Annotated in this window: 20 protein-coding genes; 6 read left to right on the top strand and 14 right to left on the bottom strand. The window is 73.6% G+C overall.

Annotated features, from left to right (window positions below):
- Positions 1-186: 186 nt before the first annotated feature.
- Both ACZ6JT_RS16315 and ACZ6JT_RS16320 read left to right on the top strand, forming a co-directional pair.
- Positions 187-1,620, top strand: a complete 1,434-nt coding sequence (locus ACZ6JT_RS16315; RefSeq protein ID WP_469210364.1) for a zinc-dependent metalloprotease — start codon at positions 187-189, stop codon at positions 1,618-1,620.
- Entirely contained in the window at positions 1,617-2,147 is a 531-nt protein-coding gene (locus ACZ6JT_RS16320; RefSeq protein ID WP_469210366.1) for an NUDIX hydrolase, read from the top strand. Before ACZ6JT_RS16315 ends, ACZ6JT_RS16320 begins: the two co-directional genes overlap by 4 nt.
- 71 nt (positions 2,148-2,218) lie before the next feature.
- Here ACZ6JT_RS16320 and ACZ6JT_RS16325 read toward each other — a convergent pair whose 3' ends face one another.
- The 4 genes from ACZ6JT_RS16325 to ACZ6JT_RS16340 form a co-directional block, all read right to left on the bottom strand.
- Positions 2,219-2,974 carry an AIM24 family protein gene (locus ACZ6JT_RS16325; protein ID WP_469210368.1) on the bottom strand — a complete coding sequence of 252 codons (756 nt, stop codon included), beginning with the start codon at positions 2,972-2,974 and terminating at the stop codon, positions 2,219-2,221.
- Between the two features lie 17 nt (positions 2,975-2,991).
- Positions 2,992-3,672 carry an AIM24 family protein gene (locus ACZ6JT_RS16330; protein WP_365475167.1) on the bottom strand — a complete coding sequence of 227 codons (681 nt, stop codon included), beginning with the start codon at positions 3,670-3,672 and terminating at the stop codon, positions 2,992-2,994.
- A gap of 20 nt (positions 3,673-3,692) precedes the next feature.
- A complete protein-coding gene (locus tag ACZ6JT_RS16335; protein ID WP_469210370.1) occupies positions 3,693-5,327 on the bottom strand; it encodes a TerD family protein in 1,635 nt (544 codons plus the stop codon).
- A 139-nt stretch (positions 5,328-5,466) separates the two neighbouring features.
- Complete coding sequence (locus ACZ6JT_RS16340) at positions 5,467-6,105, bottom strand: M48 metallopeptidase family protein (protein ID WP_469210372.1); 639 nt, start codon at positions 6,103-6,105, stop codon at positions 5,467-5,469.
- 126 nt (positions 6,106-6,231) lie between these two features.
- Here ACZ6JT_RS16340 and ACZ6JT_RS16345 point away from each other — a divergent pair, with 126 nt between their 5' ends.
- The gene (locus ACZ6JT_RS16345) at positions 6,232-7,374 is read left to right on the top strand and encodes a TOMM precursor leader peptide-binding protein (RefSeq protein WP_469210373.1); all 1,143 of its coding nucleotides are present in this window, start codon (positions 6,232-6,234) and stop codon (positions 7,372-7,374) included.
- Between the two features lie 55 nt (positions 7,375-7,429).
- Positions 7,430-8,758: an ABC1 kinase family protein gene (locus ACZ6JT_RS16350; RefSeq protein ID WP_469210375.1), complete on the top strand. Its 1,329-nt coding sequence runs from the start codon at positions 7,430-7,432 to the stop codon at positions 8,756-8,758.
- Between the two features lie 24 nt (positions 8,759-8,782).
- Here ACZ6JT_RS16350 and ACZ6JT_RS16355 read toward each other — a convergent pair whose 3' ends face one another.
- From ACZ6JT_RS16355 to ACZ6JT_RS16375, 5 genes are all read right to left on the bottom strand, one after another.
- A complete protein-coding gene (locus ACZ6JT_RS16355; RefSeq protein WP_469210377.1) occupies positions 8,783-8,989 on the bottom strand; it encodes a hypothetical protein in 207 nt (68 codons plus the stop codon).
- Positions 8,990-9,089: 100 nt separating this feature from the next.
- On the bottom strand, positions 9,090-9,419 hold the full coding sequence (locus ACZ6JT_RS16360) for a hypothetical protein (RefSeq protein ID WP_362858335.1): 330 nt from the start codon (positions 9,417-9,419) through the stop codon (positions 9,090-9,092).
- Entirely contained in the window at positions 9,416-9,787 is a 372-nt protein-coding gene (locus ACZ6JT_RS16365) for a WhiB family transcriptional regulator (RefSeq protein ID WP_319732474.1), read from the bottom strand. The genes ACZ6JT_RS16360 and ACZ6JT_RS16365 overlap by 4 nt, the downstream gene beginning before the upstream one ends.
- 186 nt (positions 9,788-9,973) lie before the next feature.
- Positions 9,974-10,300, bottom strand: a complete 327-nt coding sequence (locus ACZ6JT_RS16370) for a hypothetical protein (RefSeq protein WP_469210379.1) — start codon at positions 10,298-10,300, stop codon at positions 9,974-9,976.
- Between the two features lie 167 nt (positions 10,301-10,467).
- Positions 10,468-12,642, bottom strand: coding sequence for an ATP-dependent DNA helicase UvrD2 (locus ACZ6JT_RS16375; RefSeq protein ID WP_469210381.1), 2,175 nt, complete (start codon positions 12,640-12,642; stop codon positions 10,468-10,470).
- 170 nt (positions 12,643-12,812) lie between these two features.
- Between ACZ6JT_RS16375 and ACZ6JT_RS16380 the strand changes: the two genes are divergently transcribed.
- Entirely contained in the window at positions 12,813-13,073 is a 261-nt protein-coding gene (locus ACZ6JT_RS16380) for a mycoredoxin (RefSeq protein WP_030709961.1), read from the top strand.
- Between the two features lie 65 nt (positions 13,074-13,138).
- Here the strand turns inward: ACZ6JT_RS16380 and nudC are convergent, their stop codons facing one another.
- The 5 genes from nudC to ACZ6JT_RS16405 form a co-directional block, all read right to left on the bottom strand.
- Complete coding sequence (gene nudC / locus ACZ6JT_RS16385) at positions 13,139-14,092, bottom strand: NAD(+) diphosphatase (protein WP_469210383.1); 954 nt, start codon at positions 14,090-14,092, stop codon at positions 13,139-13,141.
- Positions 14,093-14,135: 43 nt separating this feature from the next.
- The gene (locus tag ACZ6JT_RS16390) at positions 14,136-15,542 is read right to left on the bottom strand and encodes a dipeptidase (protein WP_469210385.1); all 1,407 of its coding nucleotides are present in this window, start codon (positions 15,540-15,542) and stop codon (positions 14,136-14,138) included.
- Positions 15,543-15,552: 10 nt separating this feature from the next.
- On the bottom strand, positions 15,553-19,380 hold the full coding sequence (locus tag ACZ6JT_RS16395; RefSeq protein WP_469210387.1) for a UvrD-helicase domain-containing protein: 3,828 nt from the start codon (positions 19,378-19,380) through the stop codon (positions 15,553-15,555).
- Between the two features lie 44 nt (positions 19,381-19,424).
- A complete protein-coding gene (locus ACZ6JT_RS16400; RefSeq protein ID WP_469210726.1) occupies positions 19,425-23,084 on the bottom strand; it encodes an ATP-dependent helicase in 3,660 nt (1,219 codons plus the stop codon).
- Between the two features lie 174 nt (positions 23,085-23,258).
- Positions 23,259-23,618, bottom strand: a complete 360-nt coding sequence (locus tag ACZ6JT_RS16405) for an MGMT family protein (RefSeq protein WP_469210389.1) — start codon at positions 23,616-23,618, stop codon at positions 23,259-23,261.
- Between the two features lie 119 nt (positions 23,619-23,737).
- Here ACZ6JT_RS16405 and ACZ6JT_RS16410 point away from each other — a divergent pair, with 119 nt between their 5' ends.
- Positions 23,738-26,632 (top strand): lysylphosphatidylglycerol synthase transmembrane domain-containing protein, encoded by a 2,895-nt coding sequence (locus ACZ6JT_RS16410; protein ID WP_469210390.1) that lies wholly within the window; start codon positions 23,738-23,740, stop codon positions 26,630-26,632.
- The last annotated feature ends 174 nt before the right edge of the window (positions 26,633-26,806 follow it).

Raw genomic sequence — 26,806 nt, forward strand, 5'->3', positions numbered from 1 at the left:
TCTCCAGCGGTTGTCTTCAGTAGGGACGCGCCGTGACGCGTACCCACCAGGTGATGTCCATCCTGCCGCAGCCCAGGAGTCGGCGGAGCACCGAGCCCGTATGCGGGCCGGGTGTCTACGCTGGGTGGTGTTGTCGGACCATTGCCCGTCGGCACCCGCCGGCGGCCCTACGAGCCGAGGAAACCCGTGAGCGACACCCCATTCGGATTCGGCCTTCCGCCGGAGGAGCCGGACAACGGCGACGAAGGCAAGAAGAAGGGCAGTGAGGGCGGTCAGGGCGGCCCGAATCCGTTCGGGTTCCCCGGCATGGGCCTGCCGGGCGGCGCGGGCGGTGCCGGCGGTGCGGACAATCCGTTCGCCGCGATGTTCGGTGCCATGAACCCCAACGACCTCGGTGCCGCCTTCCAGCAGCTCGGCCAGATGCTGAGCTACGAGGGCGGTCCCGTGAACTGGGACATGGCCAAGGACATCGCCCGCCAGACCGTCGCGCTGGGCACGGCGGGCGGTGTGAAGGACACGAGCGTCGGCATCGCCGAGAAGTCGGCGGTCGAGGAGGCCGTGCGCCTGGCCGACCTGTGGCTGGACGGCGTGACCTCGCTGCCGTCGGGCGCCACGACCGCCGTGGCGTGGAGCCGTGCCGAGTGGGTCGAGGCGACCCTCCCGGTGTGGAAGGAGCTCGTGGACCCGGTCGCCGAGCGCGTCGGTGCGGCCATGGGCGGCGTCCTGCCCGAGGAGATGCAGGCCATGGCGGGCCCGCTGCTCGGGATGATGCGCTCCATGGGCGGGGCCATGTTCGGCCAGCAGATCGGCCAGGCCGTGGGCACGCTCGCGGGCGAGGTCGTCGGCTCGACGGACATCGGGCTGCCGCTCGGCCCGGCCGGCAAGGCCGCGCTGCTGCCGCTGAACATCGAGGCCTTCGGCAAGGACCTGAGCGTCCCCGCGGACGAGGTGCGGCTGTACCTGGCCCTGCGCGAAGCGGCGCACGCCCGGCTCTTCGCGCACGTGCCGTGGCTGCGCTCGCACCTGTTCGGCGCGGTCGAGGGCTACGCCCGCGGCATCAAGGTGGACACCTCGAAGCTGGAGGACGTGGTCGGCCAGCTCGACCCGTCGAACCCGGAGCAGCTGCAGGAAGCGCTGCAGGGCGGCATGTTCCAGCCGCAGGACACCCCCGAGCAGAAGGCCGCCCTGGCCCGCCTGGAGACGGCGCTCGCGCTGGTCGAGGGCTGGGTCGACGCGGTGGTGCACGAGGCCGCCAAGCCCCGGCTGACCTCGGCGGACGCGATGCGCGAGACCATGCGTCGGCGGCGCGCCTCGGGCGGCCCGGCGGAGCAGACCTTCGCGACGCTGATCGGCCTGGAGCTGCGCCCGCGCCGGCTGCGCGACGCCTCCCGGCTGTGGGCCTCGCTCACGGACGCGCGCGGCGTGGACGGCCGCGACGGGCTGTGGGAGCACCCGGACATGCTGCCGACGGCCTCCGACCTGGACGACCCGGACGGCTTCGTGCACCGCGAGCAGCTGGACTTCTCCGAGATCGACAAGATGCTCGGCGAGGCCGCCCAGCAGCGCGACCAGCGGGACCAGCGTGACCGGAACGACGAGGACGGCGAAGAGAAGAAGTGAGCCTGCACGAAGACGCGGTCCTGGTCCTGAAGGGCTACGAGGGCCAGCCCGAGCTGCGCGACGTCTATCTGGAGCATCTGGCCGCCCATCCGGACGGGGTGTACAAGCCGTGCACGGCCGGGCACGTCACCGGCAGCGCGCTGGTGATCGACCCGGTGCGGGGGCGGGTCCTGCTGACCCTGCACAAGAAGCTGGGCATGTGGCTGCAGATGGGCGGCCACTGCGAGCCCGGTGACGACACCCTCGAGGCGGTGGCGCTGCGCGAGGCGGGCGAGGAGTCGGGCATCGCGTCGGGGCTGAGCCTGCTGCCCGGCGGCCCGGTGCGCCTGGACCGGCATGCGATCCCGGCGCCGTGCCACTGGCACCTGGACGTGCAGTACGCGGCGCTGGCCCCGGCCGGTGCGGAGGCGGAGATCAGCGAGGAGTCGCTGGACCTGCGCTGGTTCCCGTACGAGGAGGTGGCGGCGGTGGCCGACACCTCGGTGGTGCGGCTGCTGGAGGCGACCTTGGCGCGGCTCGGGGGCTGATCCCGGGCACGACGAAGGGGCGGTCCCTCGCGGGGCCGCCCCTTTCGCCTGCCTGCGATCAGTCGCCCGGATCAGTTCCAGGCGTTGTTCTGGTTCTGCGCGTGTGAACCGTGCTGGCCCATGCCGAACTGGGCCGCGACGCCCTGGCCGAGCTGGGCGTTCTGCGGCGGCAGCACCTCGCTGGGCTGCACCAGCGCGAAGCCGGTGCCGAGGAAGCTGAGCTCCCAGCCCTCGCCGGTGTTGCCGCGCCTGCGCCAGACTCCGCTGGAGTGCGTCTGGGCCTGCATCTGCACCCGCAGCGAGGTCGACCAGGCGACGATGGCGTCCGCGTCGACGTTGACGTACTTGTCGGGCGTGACGTGCATCATCAGCGGCTGCCCGGAGGTCATCAGCGCGACCTTGCCGCGGCCGGTGATGTTGAGCTGGTACTTGCCGGAACCGGAGATCCCGTACTGGCTGTCCACCGCGATGACCTCGGTGTGCAGGGTGGAGTCCAGGGCCAGCACGTAGCTGCTGTCGACCGTGAGACCGTCCTGGTCCACGTCCACGACGTGCACGTACTGGGCCAGGTTGGCCAGGTAGACCGTGCCCTGCCCGGAGCAGCGCATGAGGTCCAGGCCCTCGCCGGTGCGGCGGCGGGCGCCCCGCTGGCTCGTGCTCTGGTACTCGCCGTCGAAGTCGATGAGGCCCTGGTAGGCGACCATCGCGCCCTTGCGGGCGAGGACGTCGTCGGAGCCGGTCAGCGAGACCCGCAGCAGCTGCGGGTTCTGGAGGGCGTACCGGTCCTGGGACTGGGCCTCGGCGTGGGCGAAAAGTGAGCTCTGCATGATGTGTCCGCTCCCCCTCAGCCCCGGACCCGGAGCCGGTCGGTGCTGTCCTCGCTGGGCTGTACGACGACGATGCCCTGGCCGGAGAAGGCCATCTGGTAGGCCTCCCCGCTGCCCCGGCCGATCATCGACGAGGCCTTGAAGCTGCGCTTGCCCTTGACCTTGAGATTCGGCGACCAGGCGACGAGCGCGTCCGGGTCGACGTACGTCTCGTCCTCGCCGCGGCCGCAGTCGACCACGATCGGGGTGCCGCGGGAGGTCAGGGCGACCCAGCCGGTACCCGCGACCTGCACGTTGAACAGGCCCTGGCCGGCGAACTTGGCGAGACCCTTGACCCGTTCGACGCCCCACTGGAGGTGCGCGTCGAAGGCGAGCAGGTTGGTGCCGTTGACCGAGAGCGAGTCGTTCTGGAGGTTGATGACGACGACGTCGGCGCCGTAGTCGGCGAGGTAGAGCAGGCCGTCGCCGGTGCACTTCATCAGCGGTGCGCCCTCGCCGGTGATCCACTGCGAGGCCATCTGGCGGACGGCCGGCGGGTTGGGCTCGTACTGCACGAAGCCCTCGTAGGCGACCATCGAGCCGGTGCGGGCGAAGAGGTCCTGGCCGCTCTGCATGGCGACCTTGAGCATGGCCCGGCCGTGGTTCTCCATGCGGGCCGTGACGGGGGTCGGGGCGAAGCCCGCGAGCTGCTGGTTCATTGCGTTCATGTCGGGCTCCCTCAGACCTCGTACGGCTGGACGACGATGAAGTTGCCGGGAGCGCCGCGGAACTGGAGGTTCACGGTCTCCCCGCTGTGGCCGGGGTAGGCGTTGCGCCGCAGCCGGACCTGGCTGGAAAGGATCACCTGCGAGGCGGAGGACCACGCCACGATGGCGTTGCTGTCCGCGAAGGTGGTCGGGGTGACGGGCAGGACCACCGGGACGCCGTGCGTCTTGACGATGACCGTTCCCGTGCCCTGGAACTGCATGGTGAACAGGGCGCCGCCGGGGATGCCGTGGCCCTCGATGCGGCGGACCTCGTGCTGGAGGGACTCGTCGAAGGCGAGGACGGCCTCGGCGGAGACGCAGATCCCGTCGCCCTGGAGCTCGATGGCGTGCAGGTGGGATCCGTTCTCGGCGAGGAAGACCTGGCCGCGGCCGGTGCAGCGCATGAGCTGCATCTCCTGGCCGGTGGCGTTGCCGACGATGCGGCCGGCGAAGCCGGCGCCCTTGTAACTGAAGTCCACCTTGCCCTGGTACAGGACCATGCTGCCCTGGCGGGCGAGGACGGCCTGGCCGCCCATCGCCAGGTCGACGCGCATGAGCTGCGCGTTCTGCGGGGTCCAGCGGGCGCCCGTGGGGGCTTCCTTGTACGGCTGGAGCGCGGCGGCGAGCCCGGCGCCGGCGGCGGCCTGCGGGGCGTAGCCGGGCTGCTGGCCCGGGACCTGCCCGGGGACCTGGCCCGGGACCTGGCCGTAGCCCGGCTGCTGCCCGTAGGGCGCGGGGGCCGGGGCGGGCTGCGGGACCTGGCCCGGGTACTGGCCGGGAACCTGTCCGGGAACCTGGCCGTACGAGGGCTGCTGCGGCTGCGGCTGCCCGTACGGGGCGGGGGCCAGCGGGGCGAGCGGCGCGGCCATGGTGGGTGCGGCGTGCACCGGGGCCGGGGCGGCGGGCTGCTGGTACTGCGGCTGCGGCTGCGGGGCCGGGGCCGGCGCGCCGAAGGACGGGGCGGGCGCGGGTGCCTGGGCGGGCGCCGGGGCGCCGAAGGAGGGGGCCGGGGCGGCCGCCTGCGGCGGCGGGGCGAACCCGGGCGCGGCGGCGGGCGCCTGCTGCGCGGGCGGCGCCTCCTCGGCGACCTCGCCGCCGAAGTTCCTCAGCAGCGCGTCGAGACCGCCGTCGAAGCCCTGGCCGACGGCGGCGAAGCGCCACACGTCCTTGAGGTAGAAGTCACCGAGCATCACGGCCCGCTCGGTCGTGAACTCGGAGCCGGTGAAGGCGTACCGGACGACCTCTTCGCCGCCGGCCACGATCCGGATGTAGCCCGGACCGATCTGCGACATCTGTCCGGCGCCGTCGATGGTGGCGGTGAAGGACAGCTTGTGGATGGACGCCGGAATGCGGTCCAGGGTCACCCGGAAGGATTCGGTGTCACCGGACTGCGCGCCGAGTTGCTGAATGGACTCTTCCGGCGACTTCGGCTGGTTGAAGAAGACGAAGTAGCGGTCGTCCGACAGCTGCTCATTGACATCGAGCCCGAAACAGCTGATGTCGAAGGTGAGTCCGGGCCCGGCGATCTGGACGCCTACGTACAGATCGGTGCCCGCCGTGAGATCACTGATCTTGGCCTTGTGGCCGCGTTGGAATTCCCTGGCCATACGTAACGACCGTCCCCCATCCCGACTGTGAATGCGTGCCGCTCAGGCTAACGGCAACTGCCGACATCCGGCCAAGTCGGTACCGACCCGGTACAAATCACGCTGTGTGACATGACCGGCGGGTACAGGACCTTCCGGCTCACTCGTCGCGGGCGGCGGGAACCGTCGGAAGGCGCTCGGCCGCCACCACGCCCTCCAGGTAGCCGCGGGCCCGCTCGGTGCGCGGGTACGCCTCCAGCAGCGCCCAGAAACGGGGCCCGTGGCCGGGCACGAGGAGGTGGGCCAGCTCGTGCAGGAGCACGTAGTCGACGACGTACTCCGGCATGCCCTGGATGCGGTGCGAGAGCCGGATGCTGCCCTCGGCCGGGGTGCAGGAGCCCCAGCGGGTGTTCTGGTTGGTGACCCAGCGGACCGAGCGGGGGCGTGCGCGGCCGCCGAAGTACTGCTCGGACAGGCGCTCGGCGCGCTCGCCGAGTTCCGCGTCCCCGAGGGTGCGTTTGCTCTCCTGGGCGGCGAGCTTGTCGAGCATCACACCGACCCAGCGCTGCTCCTCCGCCTCGGACATCCGGGCAGGGATGAGGACGACCGTACGGTCACCCTCGCGATAGGCGGATACGGTCCTGCGGCGGCGCGCGCTCCGGCGGACTTCGACGGCGCGCTGCGGTGGATCGGCGGACACGCCACGACGGTACCCGGTGGCGGCGGCCGAAGTCCCGCCCCTCCGGGGTTCGGACTTGGGGGATGTCGAGCCGATATCGGGAACGCCATTTCCCTTCATCTCATATGCCTAATACCCCTTGCCTGTGGACAAATCAGCGCGGGGATTCCGGCGGACGGGCAGTGTGGGGGAGAGCCGGAAAAAGGGGCGGCTCGAGTCCGCACGGGAAATCGAGGGGGATCGGTCATGTATCCGAAGGTGAAGCCCGCGCTGGCGCGGGCCTGGCGGGACCGGGAGACGGTGCAGTTCGGGGTGACCCCCGCCCACGCGGTGGTGCTCGGCCCGGTGGACACGGCGACGGGCACGCTCATCGACCGGATCGACGGGACGCGGGGGATGGAGCTGCTGCGGGCCGAGGCCACGGGCATGGGGCTGCCGGACGGCCAGGCCGACGCGCTCGTCAGGCGGCTGGCGGGGGCCGGTCTGCTCGACGACGCCACGGCGGGCGGCCCGCGGGCCCAGGCCGTGCGCGGTCATCCGGAGGTCCTGGAGCGGCTGGGGCCCGATCTGGGCTCCCTCTCCCTGGTCCACCGGGAGCCGGGCGGGGACTTGCGGGGTGTAGCCGCGCGCCGGGCGATACGGGTGCGGGTGCGCGGGAGCGGACGGGTCGGCGCCGTCATCGCCGCGGTCCTGGCGGGAGCCGGCGTGGGCCGGGTCGAGGTGCTCGACGGGGGCCGGGTGGAGCCGGCGGACGTGGCACCGGGCGGGCTGGATCCCGGGAGCGTGGGCCGGCTGCGGGCGGAGGCCGCGGGGAAGCTGGTGCGCGGGTCGGCTCCGGGGCGCGCCCCCCGGGCCGGGGAGGAGGAGGGGGCGGAGCCGCGGCTGGCCCTGGTGGTGGTCGCGCCGCGGGACGGGCTGCACGCCTGGGCGCCCGATCCGGACACCGCGGCCGACTGGGTCGCCACGGGCATCCCGCACCTGTACGCGGGGGTGTTGGAGGGGACGGGGCTGGTGGGGCCGCTGGTCCTGCCGGGGGCGACGGCCTGCGCGGGGTGCATGGAGCGCGACCGCATGGACCGGGACGCGGCCTGGCCCCGGATGCTGGTCCAGTGGCGCTCGGCCCACCGCCGCCGTGCGGGCGCCGCCTGCGACCTGGGCCTGTCCACGGCGGTGGCGGGCCTGGCCGCGGCCCACGCGCTCTCCTTCCTGGACGGTGAGCTGCCCGCGTCCACCGCCACCCGCTGGGAGGCGGCCCTCCCCTCGCTCCACTGGGAGTCCGCCCCGGTCCTCCCCCATCCCGACTGCCCCTGCGGGGCGCACACGCAACGCACGGCCGCCCCGAGGGAGCCCGGGGAAGGTGCCCTCCTCCGAGCCGCGAGGAGGCCATGACAGGATGCGGAGAACCGCTGTTCGCGGCCCAGCTGTCTGGGAAATGGAGGGGCGTATGTCTGATCTTCCCCGGAAGGCGGTCACCCGCACCGTCAAGCTGGCCGCGCTGCCGCTCGGCATCGCGGGACGGGCCACCTGGGGCCTCGGCAAGCGGATCGGGGGCAAGTCCGCGGAGATCGTGGCGGGCGAGCTCCAGAAGCGCACCGCCGAGCAGTTGTTCCGCACGCTCGGGGAACTGAAGGGCGGTGCCATGAAGTTCGGGCAGGCCCTGTCGGTCTTCGAGTCGGCGCTGCCCGAGGAGGTCGCCGGACCCTACCGGGCCGCGCTGACCAAGCTCCAGGAGGCGGCGCCGCCGCTGCCCGCGGCGACGGTGCACCAGGTGCTGGCGGAGCGTCTCGGCGCGGACTGGCGCGAGCTGTTCGAGGAGTTCGAGGACAAGCCGGCCGCGGCGGCCTCGATCGGGCAGGTACACCGGGCGGTGTGGCACGACGGCCGGCAGGTCGCCGTCAAGGTCCAGTACCCGGGGGCCGGTGAGGCGCTGCTGTCGGACCTGAAGCAGCTGGGCCGGTTCGCGGGGCTGCTGGGGCCGCTGATCCCCGGCATGGAGATCAAGCCGCTGATCAAGGAGTTGCGCGACCGGGTCGCCGAGGAGCTCGACTACGAGCTGGAGGCCGAGGCGCAGCGGACCCACGCGGACGCCTTCGAGGACGATCCGGACGTGGTCGTGCCGGATGTCGTGCACCAGGGCGACCAGGTGCTGGTGACCGAGTGGATGGAGGGGACGCCGCTGTCGGAGGTGATAGCCGACGGCACCGAGGAGGAACGCGACCGCGCCGGACAACTGCTGGCCCGGTTCCTCTTCTCCGGTCCGGCGCGCACCGGTCTGCTGCACGCGGATCCGCACCCGGGCAACTTCCGGCTGATACCGGGGGCCGACGGCCGGATGCGGCTGGGCGTGCTGGACTTCGGCACGGTCGACCGGCTGCCGGGCGGCTGGCCCAAGCCCATCGGCAGGTCGCTGCGGATGACCCTGGACGGTGACGCCGAGGGGGTCTACGGGCACCTGCGCGCCGAGGGGTTCGTGAAGGAGTCCATCGAGCTGGACCCCGACGCGGTGCTGGACTACCTCAAGCCGATCATCGAGCCCGCCGAGGCCGAGGAGTTCACCTTCACCCGGCCGTGGCTGCGCGGCCAGGCGGCGCGGATCGCCGATCCCCGTTCCCCCGCGCACCAGTTGGGCCGGCAGATCAACCTTCCGCCTTCGTACCTGCTGATCCACCGGGTGACGCTGAGCACGATCGGGGTGCTGTGCCAGCTGGGCGCGACGGTGCGGCTGCGGGACGAACTGGACGCCTGGCTGCCGGGGTTCGCCTCCGCCGAGTGACTCCGTCGGGCCCGGCCCCCGGCGTCACCACCAGGAGGAGTCGAGCCTGCCTTCGATCGCCCGGAGGTTGGCGCGCGCGCAGTCGACGCAGAAGTACTGTCTGGTCCCGTTCTCCACCGAGCAGGTCCAGGTGGGCGGGGCGCCGCCGGGGGACTCCGTGCCACAGCGCGCGCAGACGACGGGCTGGGCCTCGGATCCCGACGGGGTGGGGTGGGAAGTCGGCTGGTCCACCTCCAGACGATATCCCCGTGAGGGGTGGAGTGCCGTCCGCAACGCACCGGGGGGACCGGTCCGTTCGGACCGGTCCCCCCGGGGATGCCGTTTTCGGCTCTCAGTGCATGACGGCCATGGCCAGCGCGCGGCGGGCGCGCATCGAGACGCGCTCGGCACGCCGCTGCATGCGGCGGGCGGCGACCAGGCGTACGGCGTGACGTTCGACGTCCACCTCACGCATGAGCTCGTCCATATGGGCGCGAGCCAGGGCTTCTGGGATGAGTTGCATTTCGCGGGTCCTGTTCTGACGCGAGGTGATCGCGCCGGCGGTGATGAAGTCTGCGTGGGCGGCGCCGTGGGGCTGCTCGCTCGTGATGTGGGCGGTCATGAGGGCCTGCTTCAGGGGGTCGTGCGTCAGGGGGCGGTCGATGGTTCCGATGGCGGTCATGCCGCGACAACCGGGTTCTTGCGCGGACGGCCACGGGGCCGCTTGCGGGCGACGACGACACCCTGGACGAAGAGCTCGCCACCCCAGACGCCCCAGGGCTCGCGGCGCTCGACCGCTCCGGCGAGGCAGGCCTCGACCAGCGGGCAGGTGCGGCAGAGCGACTTGGCGTACTCGACGTCGGCCGGGGACTCGGCGAAGAAGACCTCGGGGTCGAAGGTGCGGCAGGGAACGGGTACGCCGAGGTTCTCGATGGCGTCGTCGAGCGCGGTCAGCGCGGTGAGCGGGGTCAAGGTGTGGTCCTCCGGGACTGCGGGCGGGGAGATCGTGTGGGTCTGCGGTACGGACGGGGCGTGCGCTTCGAGTTGCACGGTGGTTTCTTCCTCGTCGTCTTGGTCGGCTAGTCGTTCCGGCCGGTCGGCCGGGTTCGGCTGTCACCTGGTTCTGCCAGTCCCGAGGCTCCTTCGCTGCATCGCCCCCTGTTCGGGGGCAAACAGAAGGGCCGCGGATCCCGGGTGGGGTTCCGCGGCCCTGAAGGCGCCGGCCTGATCATGCGATCAGACTGGATCACTCCAGGGTTCGAGCCCACGGAAGGCCCACATCAGGTGGTGCTGCTGCTTCTTCGTCTGCTTCGTCTTGGCTCCGGCACCGGCTGCGGCCGCGAAGCCATAGGCGCCATGCGCCTGGGCTTCCACTGCCAGTACTGCCACCGGTGCCAGGGTCGGTCGCTCGTTGCGCTCACTGACCGGAAGGGTCGCCAGCAGGGCGGGGCGGTCGGCGGAAATCGCGGACACACCGGTACCCAGAAGGGAGACGGAACCGAGCAGGCAGGAAGCGTCGACCGAGCGATCGGTCATTTTGGTGAAGGTCATGAAGCTGGTCACTGGTCTCGCCTCCTCTCGGCGTCTCGGGGACGTGGCCCGGAGGCCTGTCCCATGCGTATTCGGATAAGTACAGCACGGATCCAGGGCTTCGGAGAAGCCACCGTTTCCGTTGCTAAGAACCTATGGGTCTTCGCTGGGCATGTGCAAACTATTTTTCCGACGAGTTTCTACGCGTCGGCAGGATCTTCGGACTCGGGCTGCTGACCTGCACATATGGCCAGGACCTCGGCTCCGTAGCGGTCGAGCTTGCGCCCTCCCACTCCGGAGATCATAGAGAGCTCCCCCGGCTCGGTGGGCGCGGCCTCCGCGATCGCCATCAGCGTCTTGTCCGTGAAGACGCAGTAGGCGGGCAGCCCCTGCTCCCTCGACTGGCCCGCACGCCACTCCCGCAACCGCTCGTAGAGCCCTTCGTCCATGTCGGACGGGCAGTCCTCACAGCGCATCAGTTTGAGCTCGCCGGCCTCGGTCAGGGTCTTGCCGCAGACCCGGCACAGCACCGGCCCGCGGCGCCCCCGCTTGCGCGGCCCGCTCTCGGTCGCGGAGCCCGGGCCGCTGCGAGGCACCGCGGAGCCCGGCCGCAGGCCGTTCAGGAAGCGGCTGGGGCGACGGGAGGCCCGGCCGCCCGGAGCCCGGGAGAGGCCCCAGGAGAGGGTCAGGTGCAGCCGCGCCCGGGTGACGCCGACATAGAGCAGCCGGCGTTCCTCCTCGACCTGCTCGTCGGTCCTCGCGTACGTGATCGGCAGCATGCCGTCGGTGAGCCCGACGAGGAACACGGCGTCCCACTCCAGGCCCTTCGCCGCGTGCAGCGAGGCCAGGGTGACGCCCTGGACGGTCGGGGCGTGCTGGGCGGCCTTGCGCTCCTCCAGCTCGATCGTGAGGTCCGCCAGGGTGGCTCCGGGCCGGGTCCGGGCGAAGTCCTCGGCGAGCCGGACCAGCGCGGCCACGGATTCCCACTGGTCGCGGACGGCGCCGGAGCCGGCGGGCGGCTCGGAGGTCCAGCCGGTGGAGCTGAGCACCGCCCGGACCTGGGAGCCCAGCTCCACGACGTCGTCGAGCAGCGGGTCGTTCCCGCCGGAGCGGGCGGCTCCGCGCAGCGCGAGGATCGCCTTCTGGACCTCGGCGCGCTCGAAGAACCGCTCGGCCCCGCGCAGCTGATAGGGGACCCCGGCGTCGGCGAGGGCCTGTTCGTACACCTCGGACTGGGCGTTGATCCGGTAGAGGACGGCGATCTCGCCGGCCGGGACGCCCGCGGCGATCAGGTCCCGGATCCGGTGGGCGACGCCCTCGGCCTCGGCGGGCTCGTCGGCGTACTCGGCGTAGACCGGGGCGGGTCCGGCCTCGCGCTGGGAGACCAGCTCCAGCCGGTGCTCGGCGGCGCGCCCCGTGGCCTGGTTCAGCAGCCCGTTCGCGAGATGCACCACCTGGGGGGTGGAGCGGTAGTCGCGGACCAGCTTGACCACGGTGGCCTGCGGGTACTTCGTGCGGAAGTTGAGCAGGTGGTCGGGGGTGGCGCCGGTGAAGGAGTAGATCGTCTGGCTGGCGTCGCCGACGACGCAGAGGCTGTCGCGCTCACCGAGCCAGAGGTCCAGCAGCCGCTGCTGGAGGGGGCTGACGTCCTGGTACTCGTCGACCACGAAGTGCTGGTACTGGGCGCGGATCTGCTCGGCGATGTCGTGGCGGTCCTGGAGGATGCCGACGGTCAGGAGCAGCACGTCCTCGAAGTCGATCATGCCGCGGTCGCGCTTGAGCTGTTCGTACGTCCCGTAGATCTGGGCGATCTCGGCCATGTCCCGGGGTGCCTCGCGGCCCGACTTGAGGGCGGCGGCCGGATAGTCGGCGGGCACCGTCTGCGTGACCTTGGCCCACTCGATCTCGCCCGTGACATCGCGCAGCTCGCCCCGGTCGAGCCGGATCCGGCAGCGCGCGCCGGCCTCGGCGACGAGCTGGATCTTGCGCTCCAGGAGCCGGGGCACGTCCCCGCCGACCGCCTTGGGCCAGAAGTACTGGAGCTGGCGCAGGGCGGCGGAGTGGAAGGTCCGGGCCTGCACCCCGCCCGCGCCGAGGGCGCGCAGGCGTCCGCGCATCTCCCCGGCGGCGCGGTTGGTGAAGGTGACGGCCAGCACACTGGCCGGCATGAGCTGCCCGGAGCGGACGCCGTAGGCGATGCGGTGGGTGATCGCGCGGGTCTTGCCGGTACCGGCTCCCGCCAGCACGCACACCGGCCCGCGCAGGGTCGTCGCGACCTCGCGCTGCTCCGGGTCCAGGCCCAGGAGCACCGCGTCGGCCGAGTCGGCGGAGCCGGGGCCGCCCGGGAACGAAGGGGAGTGCGTTGCTGATGTCACCCCGCCATGCTGCCAGGTCTCGTGAGGCGGGCGGGAAAACCGTCCACAGGCGGCACGTATCCGTCGTATCAGTCACACCGGCCGCGCGAGGACGCCCGTACGGGAATGGCGGTGGGGTCGCGTACGTTCGAGTACTCGGACCACCGAGCCCTCACGAAGGAGAGCGCAGCATGCAGGACACGGGCACCGTCACGATGTACAGCACGACCTGGTGCGGCTACTGCCGTCGGCTGAAGACCCAGCTGGACCGGGAAGGCATCGCGTACAACGAGATCAACATCGAGCTCGACCCGGAGTCCGCCGCGTTCGTGGAGAAGGCCAACGGCGGCAACCAGACGGTTCCCACTGTGCTCGTCAAGTCCGTCGCCGGCAACGAGTCCGTAATGACGAACCCGAGCCTGGCGCAGGTCAAGCAGGCCCTCGCCGTCTGAGGCAGCCCCACCCGCGCACCGCGAGGGCCCCCGCCGAGGCGGGGGCCTTCCTGCTGTGACGAACGTTACGCCGACTTCGGCAGCGGCTCGCCGTACCAGAGCTCGACCAGCCGGGCGGCGATGGAGATCCCCGACGGGGGCAGCACCTCGCCCGTCTCGAACGCGGCGCGCAGCTCCTCGCGGGAGAACCAGCGGGCCTCCTGGATCTCCTCGCCGTCCACGGTGATCTCGGAGGTGGTGGCACGGGCCGTGAAGCCCAGCATCAGGCTGTACGGGAACGGCCACGGCTGGCTCGCCACGTACTCGACCTCGCCGACCCTGACGCCCGCCTCCTCCCACACCTCGCGCACGACGGACTGCTCGATCGACTCGCCCGGCTCCACGAACCCGGCGAGGGTCGAGAACCGGCCCTCCGGCCAGTGCACCTGGCGGCCCAGCAGCGCGCGGTCGTGCTCGTCGGTGACCAGCATGATCACGGCCGGGTCGGTGCGCGGGTAGTGCTCGGCGCCGCAGCCCGGGCAGCGGCGGATGTGCCCGGCGGCCGCGACCACCGTGCGCTCGCCGCAGCGCGAGCAGAAGCGGTGCATCCGCTGCCAGTTCTCCAGTGCCACGGCGTGCACCATCAGCCCGGCGTCGCGCGGGGAGAGCAGCAGTCCGGCCTCGCGCAGGCCGGCCGGGCGGGCCGACTGGTCCATGCGGCCGGGCAGCGCGTCCTTCTGCAGCGCGAAGTACCGTACGCCGTCCTCGTCGGTGCCCAGGAAATAGCGGTGGGTCTCGGTGACCGGGGCCTCGAAGGCCGGGGTCATCACGATGCCGGTGCCCCCGTCGGGGGTGTCGTCGATCAGGACCTGGCCGCCGGAGACGACGAAGACGCGGGTCGTCGGGTGGCTCCAGGCAGCGGCGAGCCACGCCTCGTCGAGGCGGTGGTGCGCGGCGCGGTCTATTCCGCTGGGCGCGGCGAGCGAGAGAGGCCGCTCGGCGAGAGGGCGCTCGGTATGGGTGCTCACAGGTACTTCCAACTCCCCCGGTGGTGGGACAAGGCAGGCGTGCGTGCGTCGGGTGTCAGGCGGTTGCGCGGTGGGTGGCGGCCAGGTCTCCCCAGAGGTAGGCGGTCGTCTCGACGCCCTTGAGGAGCAGGTCCAGCTCGACCTTCTCGTTCGGGGAGTGCCAGCCGTCGGACGGCACCGAGATGCCGAGGAACAGGACGGGCGCCTCCAGGACGTCCTGGAGGTCCGCGGCCGGTCCGGAGCCGCCCTCGCGGGTGAAGCGGATCTTCTGGCCGAAGGCGCGGCCCATGGCCCGTACGACGGACTGCAGGGCCGGGTGGTCCAGCGGGGTCAGGCACGGCCGGGTCGGGGCGCCGAAGGTGATGGAGTGCCGGATCCCGTCCGGGATCCGGGCCGCGACCCAGTCCCTGACGGCGGCCTCGACCTCGTACGGGTCCTGGCCGGACACCAGGCGGAACGACAGCTTCAGGTGGGCGTTGGCGGGCACGATGGTCTTGCCGCCGGGACCCTGGTAGCCGCCGCCGATGCCGTTGACCTCGGCCGTCGGGCGGGCCCAGACCCGCTCCAGGGTGGAGTAGCCGGCCTCGCCGGAGGCCGCGTGGGACCGGGCCGTACGGAGCCACTCGGACTCGTCGAAGGGCAGCTCGGCGATGAGCGCGCGCTCCGCCTCGGTGAGCTCGGCGATGCCGTCGTAGAAGCCGGGGATCGTCACGCGCCCGTCGTCGTCGTGCAGGGCGGCGACCAGGCGGGCGGCGACGGCGGCCGGATTGGGCACGGCCCCGCCGAAGGCCCCGGAGTGGATGTCCTGGTCCGGACCGTGGAAGTCGATCTCGCAGTCGGCGACGCCGCGCATGCCGGTGCAGACGGTGGGGGTGGTCTCGGACCACATGCCGGTGTCGGAGACGATCACGACGTCGGCGGCGAGTTCGGCGGCGCGGGCCTCGACGAGCGCGCGGAAGTGGAGGGAACCGGACTCCTCCTCGCCTTCCACGAGCAGCTTGAGGTTCACGGCGGGGGCGGCGGCGCCGGTGGCCGCCAGGTGAGCGCGCACCCCGAGGGTGTGGAAGAACACCTGCCCCTTGTCGTCGGCGGCGCCGCGCCCGTACATGCGGCCGTCGCGGACCACCGGCTCGAAGGGGTCGGTGTGCCAGCCGTCGGCGAGGGCGGCGGGCTGTACGTCGTGGTGCCCGTACACCAGGACGGTGGGGGCCTGCGGGTCCTCGCTCGGCCAGTGCGCGAAGACGGCGGGGGCGCCGGGGGTCTCCCAGACCTCGGCCACCGGGAAACCGGTCTCCTTGAGCTTCGCCGCCAGCCATTCGGCGCTGCGGCGTACGTCGCCCGCGTGCTCGGGCTGCGCCGAGACGGAGGGAATGCGGAGCCACTCGGCGAGGTCGTCGAGGAAGGCGGCGCGGTGGGTGTCGATGTACGTGCGGACGACGTTGTCCGGCGGGGTGTCGCTCATGCCCACGAGCCTAGCTGTCCGCCAGATGGTCACCGCCGGTGTCCGAATTGCCTTGGAGGATCCGCTCAAGGCGGGCCCGGTCGGGGAGGTTGCGGGGGCGGATCACGCGGCCGCTGCGGACGTGGAGGAAGGCCGCGGTGACCTGGCTGAGCGGGGTGTTCGTGGCCTCGGCCCAGGCCAGGCGGTAGACGGCGAGCTGGAGGGGGTCGGCCTCGGTGGTGCGGCCGGTCTTCCAGTCGACGATCTCGTACGAGCCGTCGTCGTTGCGGTAGACGGCGTCGATCCGGCCGCGGATCACGCGGCCGGCGAGGGTGAGCTGGACCGGGGCCTCCATGCGGTGGGGCGGCCGGTCGGCGTACGGGCTGCGCTCGAAGGCGGCCTTGAGGGAGTCGAGGTCGGCCTCGTCGGCGATCTCCTGGTCGGAGCCGGCGCCGGGGAGATCGGTGACGGGGTCGAGGACGTCGAGGAAGGGGAGCGGGAGCTCGTCGAAGCGGGACTCGACCCAGGCGTGGAACCGGGTGCCCTGCCGGGCCGCGGGCTGCGGGGGCTTGGGCATGGGGCGGGCGAGGTCGCGTACGAAGCCCTGCTCGTCGGCGGCGAGCCGGAGCAGCTGGCTCGCGGAGAGGGCGGCGGGCAGCTCGACGTCGCGGACGGCCGCGCGGGCGCGGCGGAGCTCGCCCTCCAGGGCGTCGAGGTCCCGGTCCCAGGAGGCGATGGCGCGCGCGTCCTCCGGTGTGAGGCCGGCTGCGCCGCCGCCGTGCCGGTCCCCGCCGGCCCAGGCCTCGCCGGCCCAGGGGTCGTCACCGTCCGGGACGGTGGCACCGGTGCGCGGCTCCGCCGCCCGGCGGGCTTCGCCCGGGCCCTCCGCGACGGCCCAGTCGGCCGCTTCCGGCCACAGGTCGTCGTCGAGCGGCGCGGCGGCGGGGTCGGAGTCCTCCGCCGGAACCGGGGCGCTGCCCCGGACCCCGTCGGGGGCCGGGCCTGCGGCCCGCGGCGCGGGCACACGCCCGGCAGCCCCCGGCCACGAGCCGGGAAGCGCCTGCGCCGCACCCGGCGCCCCGGGCGCGGGCGCGCCGGCAGCGTCCGGGCCCGAGCCGGGGTGCGGCTCGGCCGTACGCGGGGTCCCGCCCTCGGGCGCGGGCTCGCCGGCAGGGGGCTGGCGCGAGGCGGGGTGGGGGTGGGCTTCGGCTGGGGCGGCGGCGTCGGGCCAGGCTTCGTCGGGGGGCCAGGGCTCTTCGTCGTAGGACGGGTCCTCGCAGTCCGGGGGCCAGAGGTAGGACTCGTCCTCCGGCGGGGGCGGGGTCGCCAGGTACGACTCCACCAGGGCGGCCGCCGCGCGGCGCAGCTTGAGGGAGTGCGGGTCGAGCGGGAGGGGCCAGGAGTGGTCCGGGGTGGAGTCGTCGGCGAGGGACGGGTTCTCGGCGCCCGCCTCCGGCTCTTCGGCCCAGGCCTCGATCTCGCCGTGGCCCGCCGCGCAGTGGTCGTACAGCGCCTGGAGGAAGGCCGAAGGGCCGCGACGCTTCTTCTGGGTCGGGCCCCACCAGTGGCCCGAGGCCAGCAGGAGCGAGCGGGGGCGGGTGAAGGTGACGTACCCGAGGCGGAGCTCTTCCGTCTCCTTGTGGGATTTCAGGGCCGCCTTGAAGGATTTGAGGCCGGCCGAGGTCCACTCCGGGTCCGCCGGCAGGGTGGGGGCGTCGCCGCGCAGCGCGTACGGGAGGACCTTTGCGTACGAGGTCCAGGCCTCCGGCGCCTTCTCCTTCGGGAAGGAGCCCGCACACAGGTCCGGGACGACGACCACGTCCCACTCCAGGCCCTTCGACTTGTGGGCGGTCAGGACCTTGACGGTGTTCTCCCCGCCCGGCAGGGCGTGGTCCAGCCCCTTCTCGTACTGGGCGGCGGTGCGCAGGAACGCCAGGAAGGCCAGCAGCGACGCCTCGCCGTCCAGCGCGGCGAAACCGGCCGCGACGTCCATGAAGTTCGACAGCGTCTCGCGGCGGCGGGCCGCCAGCGCGTGCGGGGAGGCGGACAGCTCCACCTCCAGGCCGGTCGCGGACAGCACGCGGTGCAGGACGTCCATCAGCGGGTCGGCCAGGGAACGGCGCAGGTCGCGCAGTTCCTGGGCGAGGTGCGCGAAGCGGACCCGGGCCTCCGCGGAGAAGGGCAGGTCGTCGGGGGCCTGGCCGGCGCCGTCGAGGAAGGTCTCCAGCGCGTCGGCCAGCGACACGATCTCCGCCGGGTCCACGCCCTCCACGGCCGCCGCGAGGCGTTCGTCCGGGTCCGCCCCGGCCGGCGCGCGGCCCACCATGAGCCGTGCCCGGCGGCCCAGCAGGGCCAGGTCGCGCGCGCCGATCCGCCATCGCGGGCCGATGAGGAGCCGGACGAGGGAGGCGTTGGCGCCGGGGTCCTGGAGGACCTCGCAGACCGCGACGAGGTCCGCGACCTCGGGGAGGTGCAGCAGCCCGGAGAGGCCGACGACCTCCACCGGGACGTCCCGGTCCACCAGTACGGCCTGGATCCGCGCGAAGTCCCCGGCCGAGCGGCACAGGACCGCGATCTCGCGCGGCTCGGTGCCCGTGCGGACCAGGTGGGCGACGGAGTCGGCGAGCCAGTCGAGCTCCTGGGCGTGGGTCTCCAGGAGGGCGCAGCGGACCTGCCCGGCGCCCTCGGCCCCCGGGCCGGGGCGCAGCGCCTCCACGCCCTCGTGCAGGGCGCGCAGCGGGGCGGCGAGCCCGTTGGCCAGGTCGAGGAGCCGGCCGCCGCTGCGCCGGTTCTCGCTGAGGGAGAGCCGGGTGGCGGGACTCCCGTCGGCGTGCGGGAAGTGCTCGGGGAAGTCGTCGAGGTTGGCCACGGAGGCGCCGCGCCAGCCGTAGATGGCCTGGCAGGGGTCGCCGACGGCGGTCACGGCGTGGCCGGAGCCCGCGCCGAAGAGCCCGGAGAGCAGGAGCCGCTGGGCGACCGAGGTGTCCTGGTACTCGTCCAGGAGCACGACCCTGAACTCCTCGCGCAGCAGGGCGCCGACCTCGGGGCGGGTGGTGGCGAGCTGCGCGGAGAGGGCTATCTGGTCGCTGAAGTCGAAGAGGTCGCGGGCGCGCTTGGCGGCGCGGTAGCGGACGACGAGCTCCAGCAGTTCGAGGCGGCCGCGCACGGCCTCGGGGACCTTGCGCAGGTCGTCGTTGGTGAGCTTCGTGCCGGCGAGCACGTCCAGCAGCGCGGTGTCGTGGAGGCGCAGCCGCTCCGGCTCGACCAGGTGCTCGGACAGCTCGCCGTCGAGCGCGAGGAGGTCCCCGACCAGGTCGGGGACGGACTTGGTGAGCGAGGGGTACGGGCCGGGGGCCTCGCGCAGCACCTTCGCGGCGAGCTGGAAGCGGGTGGCGTCGGCGAGGAGGCGGGAGCTGGGCTCCAGACCGATGCGCAGGCCGTGGTCCTTCAGGAGCTGGCCGGCGAAGGCGTGGTACGTGGAGATGCGCGGCTCCCCGCCGGCCCCCTCGGCCCCCGCTTCGGCCCAGGCCCCGGCCCCGGACCCGTCCCCGGCCGGGGAAGGGTCCGGGTCGGTGATGCCGGCCCGCGCGAGGGCCTTGCGCACGCGCTCGGACAGCTCGCCGGCGGCCTTGTTGGTGAAGGTCAGGCCGAGGACCTGCTCGGGTGCGACCGCTCCCGTGCCCACCAGCCAGACCACGCGGGCGGCCATGACGGTGGTCTTGCCGGAGCCGGCGCCGGCGACGATGACCTGAGGGGCGGGCGGGGCGGTGACGCAGGCCATCTGTTCGGGCGTGAAGGGGATCCCGAGGAGCTCTTTGAGCTGCTCGGGATCGGTGAGGACGGACGCACGCGCGGACACGTGAAAAGGCTAGCCGCCCCCACCGACAGGCCCGACCGTCCCGCTCACTCGACGGTCTGGCGGCCCTCGGGGCGGGCGCTGCACGCGTTGCGGAAGGAGCAGTGGTCGCAGTGCCTGCCCGTGGCGGGCGCGAACCGCTCGTCCAGCACCCGCCCGGCGGCGGTCGCGAGCAGGTCGCCGACCCACTCCCCGTCGAGCGGCTGCTGGGCCTGCACCTTGGGGACCGTGTCGCCGCCGTCGCGCTGGGCCGCGCCCTGGCGGAGCTGGACGAGCTCGGCGCCGCCGGGGGTGGGGCGCAGGCCGTCGAAGACCTCGTCGACGGCGCCCTCGCGGACGGCGAGCTGGTAAACGGCGAGCTGGGGGTGGCGGGCGACCTCGTCGCGGGTGGGCGCGGACTTGCCGGTCTTGAAGTCGACGACGTACGCGCGCCCCTGCGGGTCGGCTTCGACCCGGTCCATGGAACCCCGGATGCGGACGGCGACCTCACCGGCTTCGAGCGTGACGTCGAACTCGTGCTCGGTGGCGACGGCCGCCCGGCCCCCGCGGTCGGTTGCGTGCCAGCGCAGGAACCGTTCGAGGGCGGCGCGGGCGTTGTCCTTCTCCTGGCGGGACTTCCAGGGGGCGTCGAAGGCGAGGGCGTCCCACACCGAGTCGAGGCGTTCCATGAGGACGGCCAGGTCGGCGGGGGTACGGCCGGAGGCGACCTCGTCGGCGAGGACGTGGACGACGTTGCCGAAGCCCTGGGCGGCGGTGGAGGGGGTGTCGGCCTTGACCTCGCGGCCGAGGAACCACTGGAGGGAGCAGGTGTTGGCCAGCTGCTCCAGGGCGCTGCCGGACAGGGCGACGGGCCGGTCCCGGTCGCGCAGCGGCACGCTGCTGCGGGTGGGCTCGTACAGGCCCCACCAACGCTGCGGGTGCGCGGCGGGGACCAGCGGACGGTCCTCGTCGTCGGTGAGCGCGGCGAGGCGGGCGAGGCGGCGGGCGGCGGCCTCGCGCAGGGCGGGCGAGGCGTCCGGGTCGACGGTGGTGGCGCGCAGCTCGGCGACGAGCGCGGGCACGGCGAGGGGGCGGCGGGGGCGGCCGGTGACGTCCTTGGGGGTGACCCCGAGCTCGGTGAGGAAACGGGAGGGCTGGTCGCCGTCGTCGGCGGGGGCCTTGACGGCGGTGACGACGAGGCGGTCGCGGGCGCGGGTGGCGGCGACGTAGAAGAGCCTGCGCTCCTCGGCGAGGAGGGCGCCGGGCGTGAGGGGCTCGGCGAGGCCGTCACGGCCGATGCGGTCGGCCTCCAGGAGGGAGCCGCGGCGGCGGAGGTCGGGCCACAGGCCCTCCTGGACGCCGGCGACGACGACGAGGGACCACTCCAGGCCCTTGGAACGGTGGGCGGTCATCAGACGGACGGCTTCGGAGCGGGTGGCGCGGGCCGTCAACGTGTCGGCGGCGATGTCCTCCGCCTCCAGTTGTTCGAGGAAGTTGAGCGCGCCGCGGCCGCCGGTGCGCTCTTCGGCGCGGGCGGCGGTGTCGAAGAGGGCGCAGACGGCGTCGAGGTCGCGGTCGGCGTTGCGGCCGGCGGCGCCGCCGCGGCGGGCGCTGCGCTCCAGCCGCTGGGGCCAGGGGGTGCCGTCCCAGAGGATCCACAGGGCCTCTTCGGCGGTGCCACCGCCCTGGAGCAGCTCGCGGGCCTTGCGCAGCAGCAGGCCGAGGCGCTGCGCTCCGCGGGCGTAGACGGGGTCGTGCGCGGTGAGCCGCTCCGGCTCGGCGAGGGCGCGCGCGAGCAGTACGTCGGAGGGCGCGGGCACCTTCACGCCGGCGGCGCGCTCCTCGTCCCGCAGGGCCCGGCCGAGCCGCCGCAGGTCGGCGGCGTCCATGCCGCCGAGGGGGGAGGTGAGCAGCGCGATCGCCGCCTCGACGCCTCCGGCGGGGTCGGCGGTATCGGAGCCCGGGCCGGGCCCCGGGCCCGCCTCGCCTGCGCCGGCCCCGTCGGGCGCGCCGGACCTCGGCTCCTCGCCGTTCACGGTGGCACCCGTGCCGCCTGCGGCGGCGTCCGCGGCCGCGCCGGCGGCGCCGGGGACGGCCGTGTCAGGGCTCGGTCCCCGCGTCGCGCCTCCGGCGGGGTCGGCGGGGTCGGTGCCGGGCCCCGGGCCCGCCTCGCCCGCGGCGGCCGCGGCCGCGTCGGCGGCGCCGGGGACGGCCGTGTCGGGGCTCGGCCCCCGCGTCGCGCCTCCGGCGGGGTCGGCGGGGTCGGTGCCGGGCCCCGGGGCCGTCTCGCCCGCGGCGGCCGGGGCCGCGCCGGCGGTGCCTTCGGGGCCCGGGGTGGGTCCCGTGCCGGCTGCGGCTTCCGGTTCCGCGGGCGGGGGGGCGGTGGCCGTGGCGATGAGGCGGAGGGCGGTCAGGAGGGGGGTGACGGCGGGTTCGTGGCGCAGGGGGGTGTCCGTGCCGTCGGTTTCGGTGGGGACGCCGGCCGAGATCAGGGCGCGGCGCATCGCCGGGAGGGTGCGGCCGCCGGCGCGGACCAGGACGGCCATGTCCTGCCACGGGACGCCGTCCTCCAGGTGGGCCCGGCGCAGGATGTCGGCGATGTTGTCCAGCTCGGCGCCGGCCGTCGGGTACGTGAAGACCTCCACGCGGCCGCCCTCCCGCACCGGTGCGAGGTTGCGGTGCGCGCGGACCGCCTCGGACGGCAGGCGCGGGACCGGCATCCGGGTGGTGAGGAGACGGGTCGCCGTCAGCAGGGCGGCGCCGGAGCGGCGGCCGACCGTCAGGGCCCTGACCCGCGCGCCGGGGAAGGCGGACTCGAAGTCGAGGATGTTGTTGATGTCCGCGCCGCGGAAGGCGTAGATCGACTGGTCGGGGTCGCCGAAGGCGACCAGCGTGCCGCCCCGGCCGGTCAGGGCGCGCAGCAACCGCAGCTGCGAGGCGTCCGTGTCCTGGTACTCGTCCACGAAGATCGCGTCGTAGGCGGAGGCCAGGGCGGGGGTGCCTTCCGCCAGGAGGACCGCACGGTGGAGGAGTTCCGCGTAGTCCAGCGTGCCCTGCAGGTCCAGGACGTCCAGGTACTCGGAGAGGAAGGCGGCCGCCGCCTTCCAGTCCGGGCGGCCGATGCGGTCGGCGAAGGAGGAGAGGGCCTGCGGGCCGAGGCCCAGCTCGCGGGCGCGGGCCAGCACCGCGCGGACCTCGTCGGCGAAGCCGCGCGTGGTCAGCGCCGCCCGCAGGTCGTCGGGCCAGCGGATGGAGCGGCTGCGGCGCTGACCGTCCAGCAGGGTGCGGACCATCACGTCCTGCTCCGGGCCGGACAGCAGCCGCAGCGGGGTGGCGAAGAGGTCGGTGTCCTGGTGGGCGCGGACCAGGCCGTAGCAGAACGAGTGGAAGGTGGTGGCCTGCGGAGCCCGCGCGCCGCCGAGCCGCAGGGCGGCCCGGTCGCGCAGTTCCACCGCGGCCTTGCGGCTGAAGGTGAGGATGAGGATGCGGGCGGGGTCCGCCCCGGCCTCCACCCGGGCGGCGACCGCCTCGACCAGCGTGGTCGTCTTCCCGGTGCCCGGTCCGGCCAGGACGAGGAGCGGTCCGCCGGCGTGGTCAACCACCGCCCGTTGCGCTGCGTCCAGCACAGGGGGATCCACCCGTTCCGGCCCGGTGCGCACCAGGCGGTACGCGTCGGGGGTCCGCGTACGCCGCCGCTCGGCGCGGTGGCTTTCGGAGGAAGAGGTGATCACGTGGGGTGCCGGTCCTGGTGGGTCTGCGGGTGTTGCCGTGACGGCTCGCGGAGAAGCCGAAGAGGCAACGCTACGGCAACCGGCCGACGCCGCGCAGTCCCCCCGGGTACCCCGTACGGACGTTCGCCCGGCCGCCCGATCGCCCGTCCGGGCCGCGCATGGCCGAAGCTGTCAGGTGTGAGCCTCGTCGCGTGTGCCGTCCCGTCCGGGGTCTCCCGGGGCCCCGTCCCAGCGCGCCCGGCGCATGTCCAGCCGCGGTTCGCCGCCCGCCGTCAGCCGCAGCGGGGTGGCCTCGGCCCGGTAGTGCTCCAGGGCGCGCAGCTCGTGGCCGGGCAGGGGTACGCCGTCCGCCCGCACCACGCGCCACCAGGGCACGGCTCCCCCGTACAGGGCCAGGACACGCCCGACCTGGCGCGGACCTCCCTCGCCGAGCCATTCGGCGATGTCGCCGTATGTCATCACCCGGCCGGGCGGAATACGCTCGGCCACCTCAAGCACGTGCTCCGCGTACGCGGGCAGCTCCTCACTCATTCAGCACATGGTGCAGCACGCCGGAGGCCCACCGGCGGAAGTCGGGGTTCCGGACCGGCGCGCACCCTGATGCCCCGCTGGCCCGTCGGTCCGTGCCACCATCTTCCGGGCGGTGACTGGTGATACGTGATCAAGAAGAGACGGATGTGACGACGAAGGAGCAGGGTGTGAGCCCTCCGAACGGCGCGGCGACGGACGACGGCGCACGCCCGGACGACGGCGCCGCCTCCCGCCCCGACCCCGTTCCGCCGACCCGCCCGGGGGCCACGCCGGAAGCTGTGCCGGTGACTCTGCCGGAGGCCGCACCGAAGGCCACGCCGGAGATCCCGCCGAAGCCCCCGCGCGCCGAGGCTTCCCCCGGCGCCGCCGGCGGCAGCGGTCCGGACGGCGCGAGCGGCGAGGACGCGCAGGGGCCGCACGGCCACGCGCCCACGGCCGCCGACCGCGTCGAGGTCGACGAGCCGCTGCTCGCCGCCCGCGTGCACCGGCCGTCCGACCTCGTACGCCTCCTCGTCGGCATCCTCGGCATCGCCGTCCTGCTCGCCATCGCCGCCTTCGCCCACGGCACCACGGTCGGTCTCGAGGAGGACATCAACAAGGGCACCGGCCAGGCACCGGACCTGCTGATCAAGGTCGCGGCGCTGGTGTCCAGCATCGCGGTGCTGCTGCTGCCCGTCGCCTTCGCCATCGAGCGGCTGATCAAACGCGACGGGCTGCGCATCGCCGACGGCGTGCTCGCCGCCGTCCTCGCGCACGGCGTCACCCTCGCCACCGACCTGTGGGTCTCCCAGGCGGCCCCCGACACCATCCAGGACGCCCTCACCCGGTCGGCGGGCGGTGGGGCCCTCACCGACCCGGTGCACGGCTACCTCGCGCCCGTCATCGCGTACATGACCGCGGTCGGCATGACCCGCAGACCCCACTGGCGCGTGGCGCTGTGGGTGGTCCTGCTGCTCAACGCCCTCACCATGCTGGTCAACGGGTACACCACACCCTTCTCGATCATCCTCACCGTGCTGATCGGCTGGAGCGTCGCCTACGGCACCCTGTACGCCGTCGGCTCGCCCAACGTGCGCCCCACCGGGCAGAACCTCCTCGCCGGACTGCGCCGGGTCGGCTTCCAGCCGGTCAGCGCGATGCGCGCCGAGCTGCCCGAGGGCCCCGAGCCCTCCGAGGCCAACGACCGGGGGCGCCGCTACCACGTGACCCTGGAGGACGGGCCGCCGCTCGACGTCACGATCGTCGACCGCGAGCAGCAGGCCCACGGGTTCTTCTACCGGGTCTGGCGCCGGCTCACCCTGCGCGGCATCACCACGGGCCGCAGCCTGCTGTCGCTGCGCCAGGCACTGGAGCAGGAGGCGCTCCTCGCGTACGCGGCCATCGCGGCCGGAGCGAACGCGCCGAAGCTGATCGCCACCTCCGAGCTCGGCCCGGACGCGGTGATGCTCGTGTACGAGCACCTGGACGCCCGGACCCTCGACGCGCTCGCCGACGAGGAGATCACCGACGAGCTGATCCACACCACGTGGCAGCAGGTACGGGCCCTGCAGTCACGGCGGATCGCGCACCGGCGGCTCACCGGCGACGCCCTGGTGGTGGATCGTTCCGGCAATGTCGTCCTGACCGACCTGCGCGGCGGTGAGATCGCCGCGGGCGATCTGGTGCTGAGGATGGACATCGCCCAGCTGCTGACCACGCTCGGCCTGCGGGTCGGCGCGGAGCGCGCGGTGGCCTCGGCCGTCTCGGTGCTCGGCCCGGACGCGGTGGCGGACTGTCTGCCGCTGCTCCAGCCGATCGCCCTGAGCCGTTCCACCCGGGCGACGCTGCGCAAGCTGGCCCGGGAGCGGGCGGAGCGGCAGCGGGAGGCCGTACTGGAGTCCTCGCGGGCGGCGAAGGCGGCGCGCGAGGCGGAGTCCGCGGCCTCCGCGACCCCGGTCTCCGCGTCGGCCGCCGCCGACCGCAAGGCCGAGAAGAAGGCCTTGGAGGACGCGTTGGACGGGGCGCGCGAGGAGGACCTGCTGACGCAGATCCGCCACCAGGTGCTGCTGATCCGCCCGCAGGCGCCGGTGGAGCCGGCCCGGCTGGAGCGGATCCGGCCGCGCACGCTCGTGTCGTTCATCGCGGGCGCGTTCGGTGCGTACTTCCTGCTCACGCAGCTCGCCCACGTGGACTTCGCGACCATCATCGGCCAGGCCGAGTGGGGCTGGGTCGGGGCGGCGCTGGCCTTTTCGGCGCTGACGTACTTCGCGGCGGCGATGAGCCTGCTGGGCTTCGTGCCGGAGCGGGTGTCCTTCCTGCGGACCGTGGTCGCGCAGGTGGCGGGGTCGTTCGTGAAGCTGGTGGCCCCGGCGGCCGTCGGCGGTGTCGCGCTGAACACGCGCTTCCTGCAGCGGGCGGGGGTCCGGCCCGGGCTCGCGGTCGCGAGCGTGGGCGCCTCCCAGCTCTTCGGGCTGGCCAGCCACATCCTGCTGCTGCTGTCCTTCGGCTACCTGACCGGGACGGAGAAGACCCCGGAGATGACCCCGTCCCGGGCGGTCATCGCGGGCCTGCTGACGGTGGCCGTGCTGGTGCTGGTGGTGACGGCGGTCCCGTTCATGCGGAAGTTCGTCGTGACCCGGGTACGGGCGCTGTTCGCGGGTGTGGTGCCGCGCATGCTGGACGTGTTGCAGCGGCCGAAGAAGCTGGTGACCGGCATCGGCGGGATGCTGCTGCTGACGGGCTGCTTCGTGATGTGCCTGGACGCGTCGATCCGCGCGTTCGGGGGCGGCGAGGCCATCAGCTACGCGAGCATCGCGGTGGTCTTCCTGGCGGGCAACGCGCTGGGTTCGGCGGCGCCGACGCCGGGCGGTATGGGCGCGGTGGAGACCACGCTGACGCTGGGCCTGATCGCGGCCGGGCTGGAGAAGGAGGTCGCGATCTCGGCGGTGCTGTTGTTCCGCCTGATGACCTTCTGGCTGCCGGTCCTGCCGGGGTGGATCTCGTTCAACTTCCTGACCCGCAAGGAAGCCATCTAGTGCTGTGACCGGAAAGGTTTGCCGGGTTGCGGCGTCCGGTGGGGTGGATCGCAAGGCGGAGGGCCGCGGCTCGTACTGGACGTACTTGCGCGGTCCGACAACGCGGCGAGGTGCCGTGCCGGGCGTCGCAACCCGGTGAACCTTTCCGGTCACAGCACTAGCCTCCGGCTCGGT

It is taken from the genome of Streptomyces sp. NPDC046308 (genome assembly GCF_055588065.1).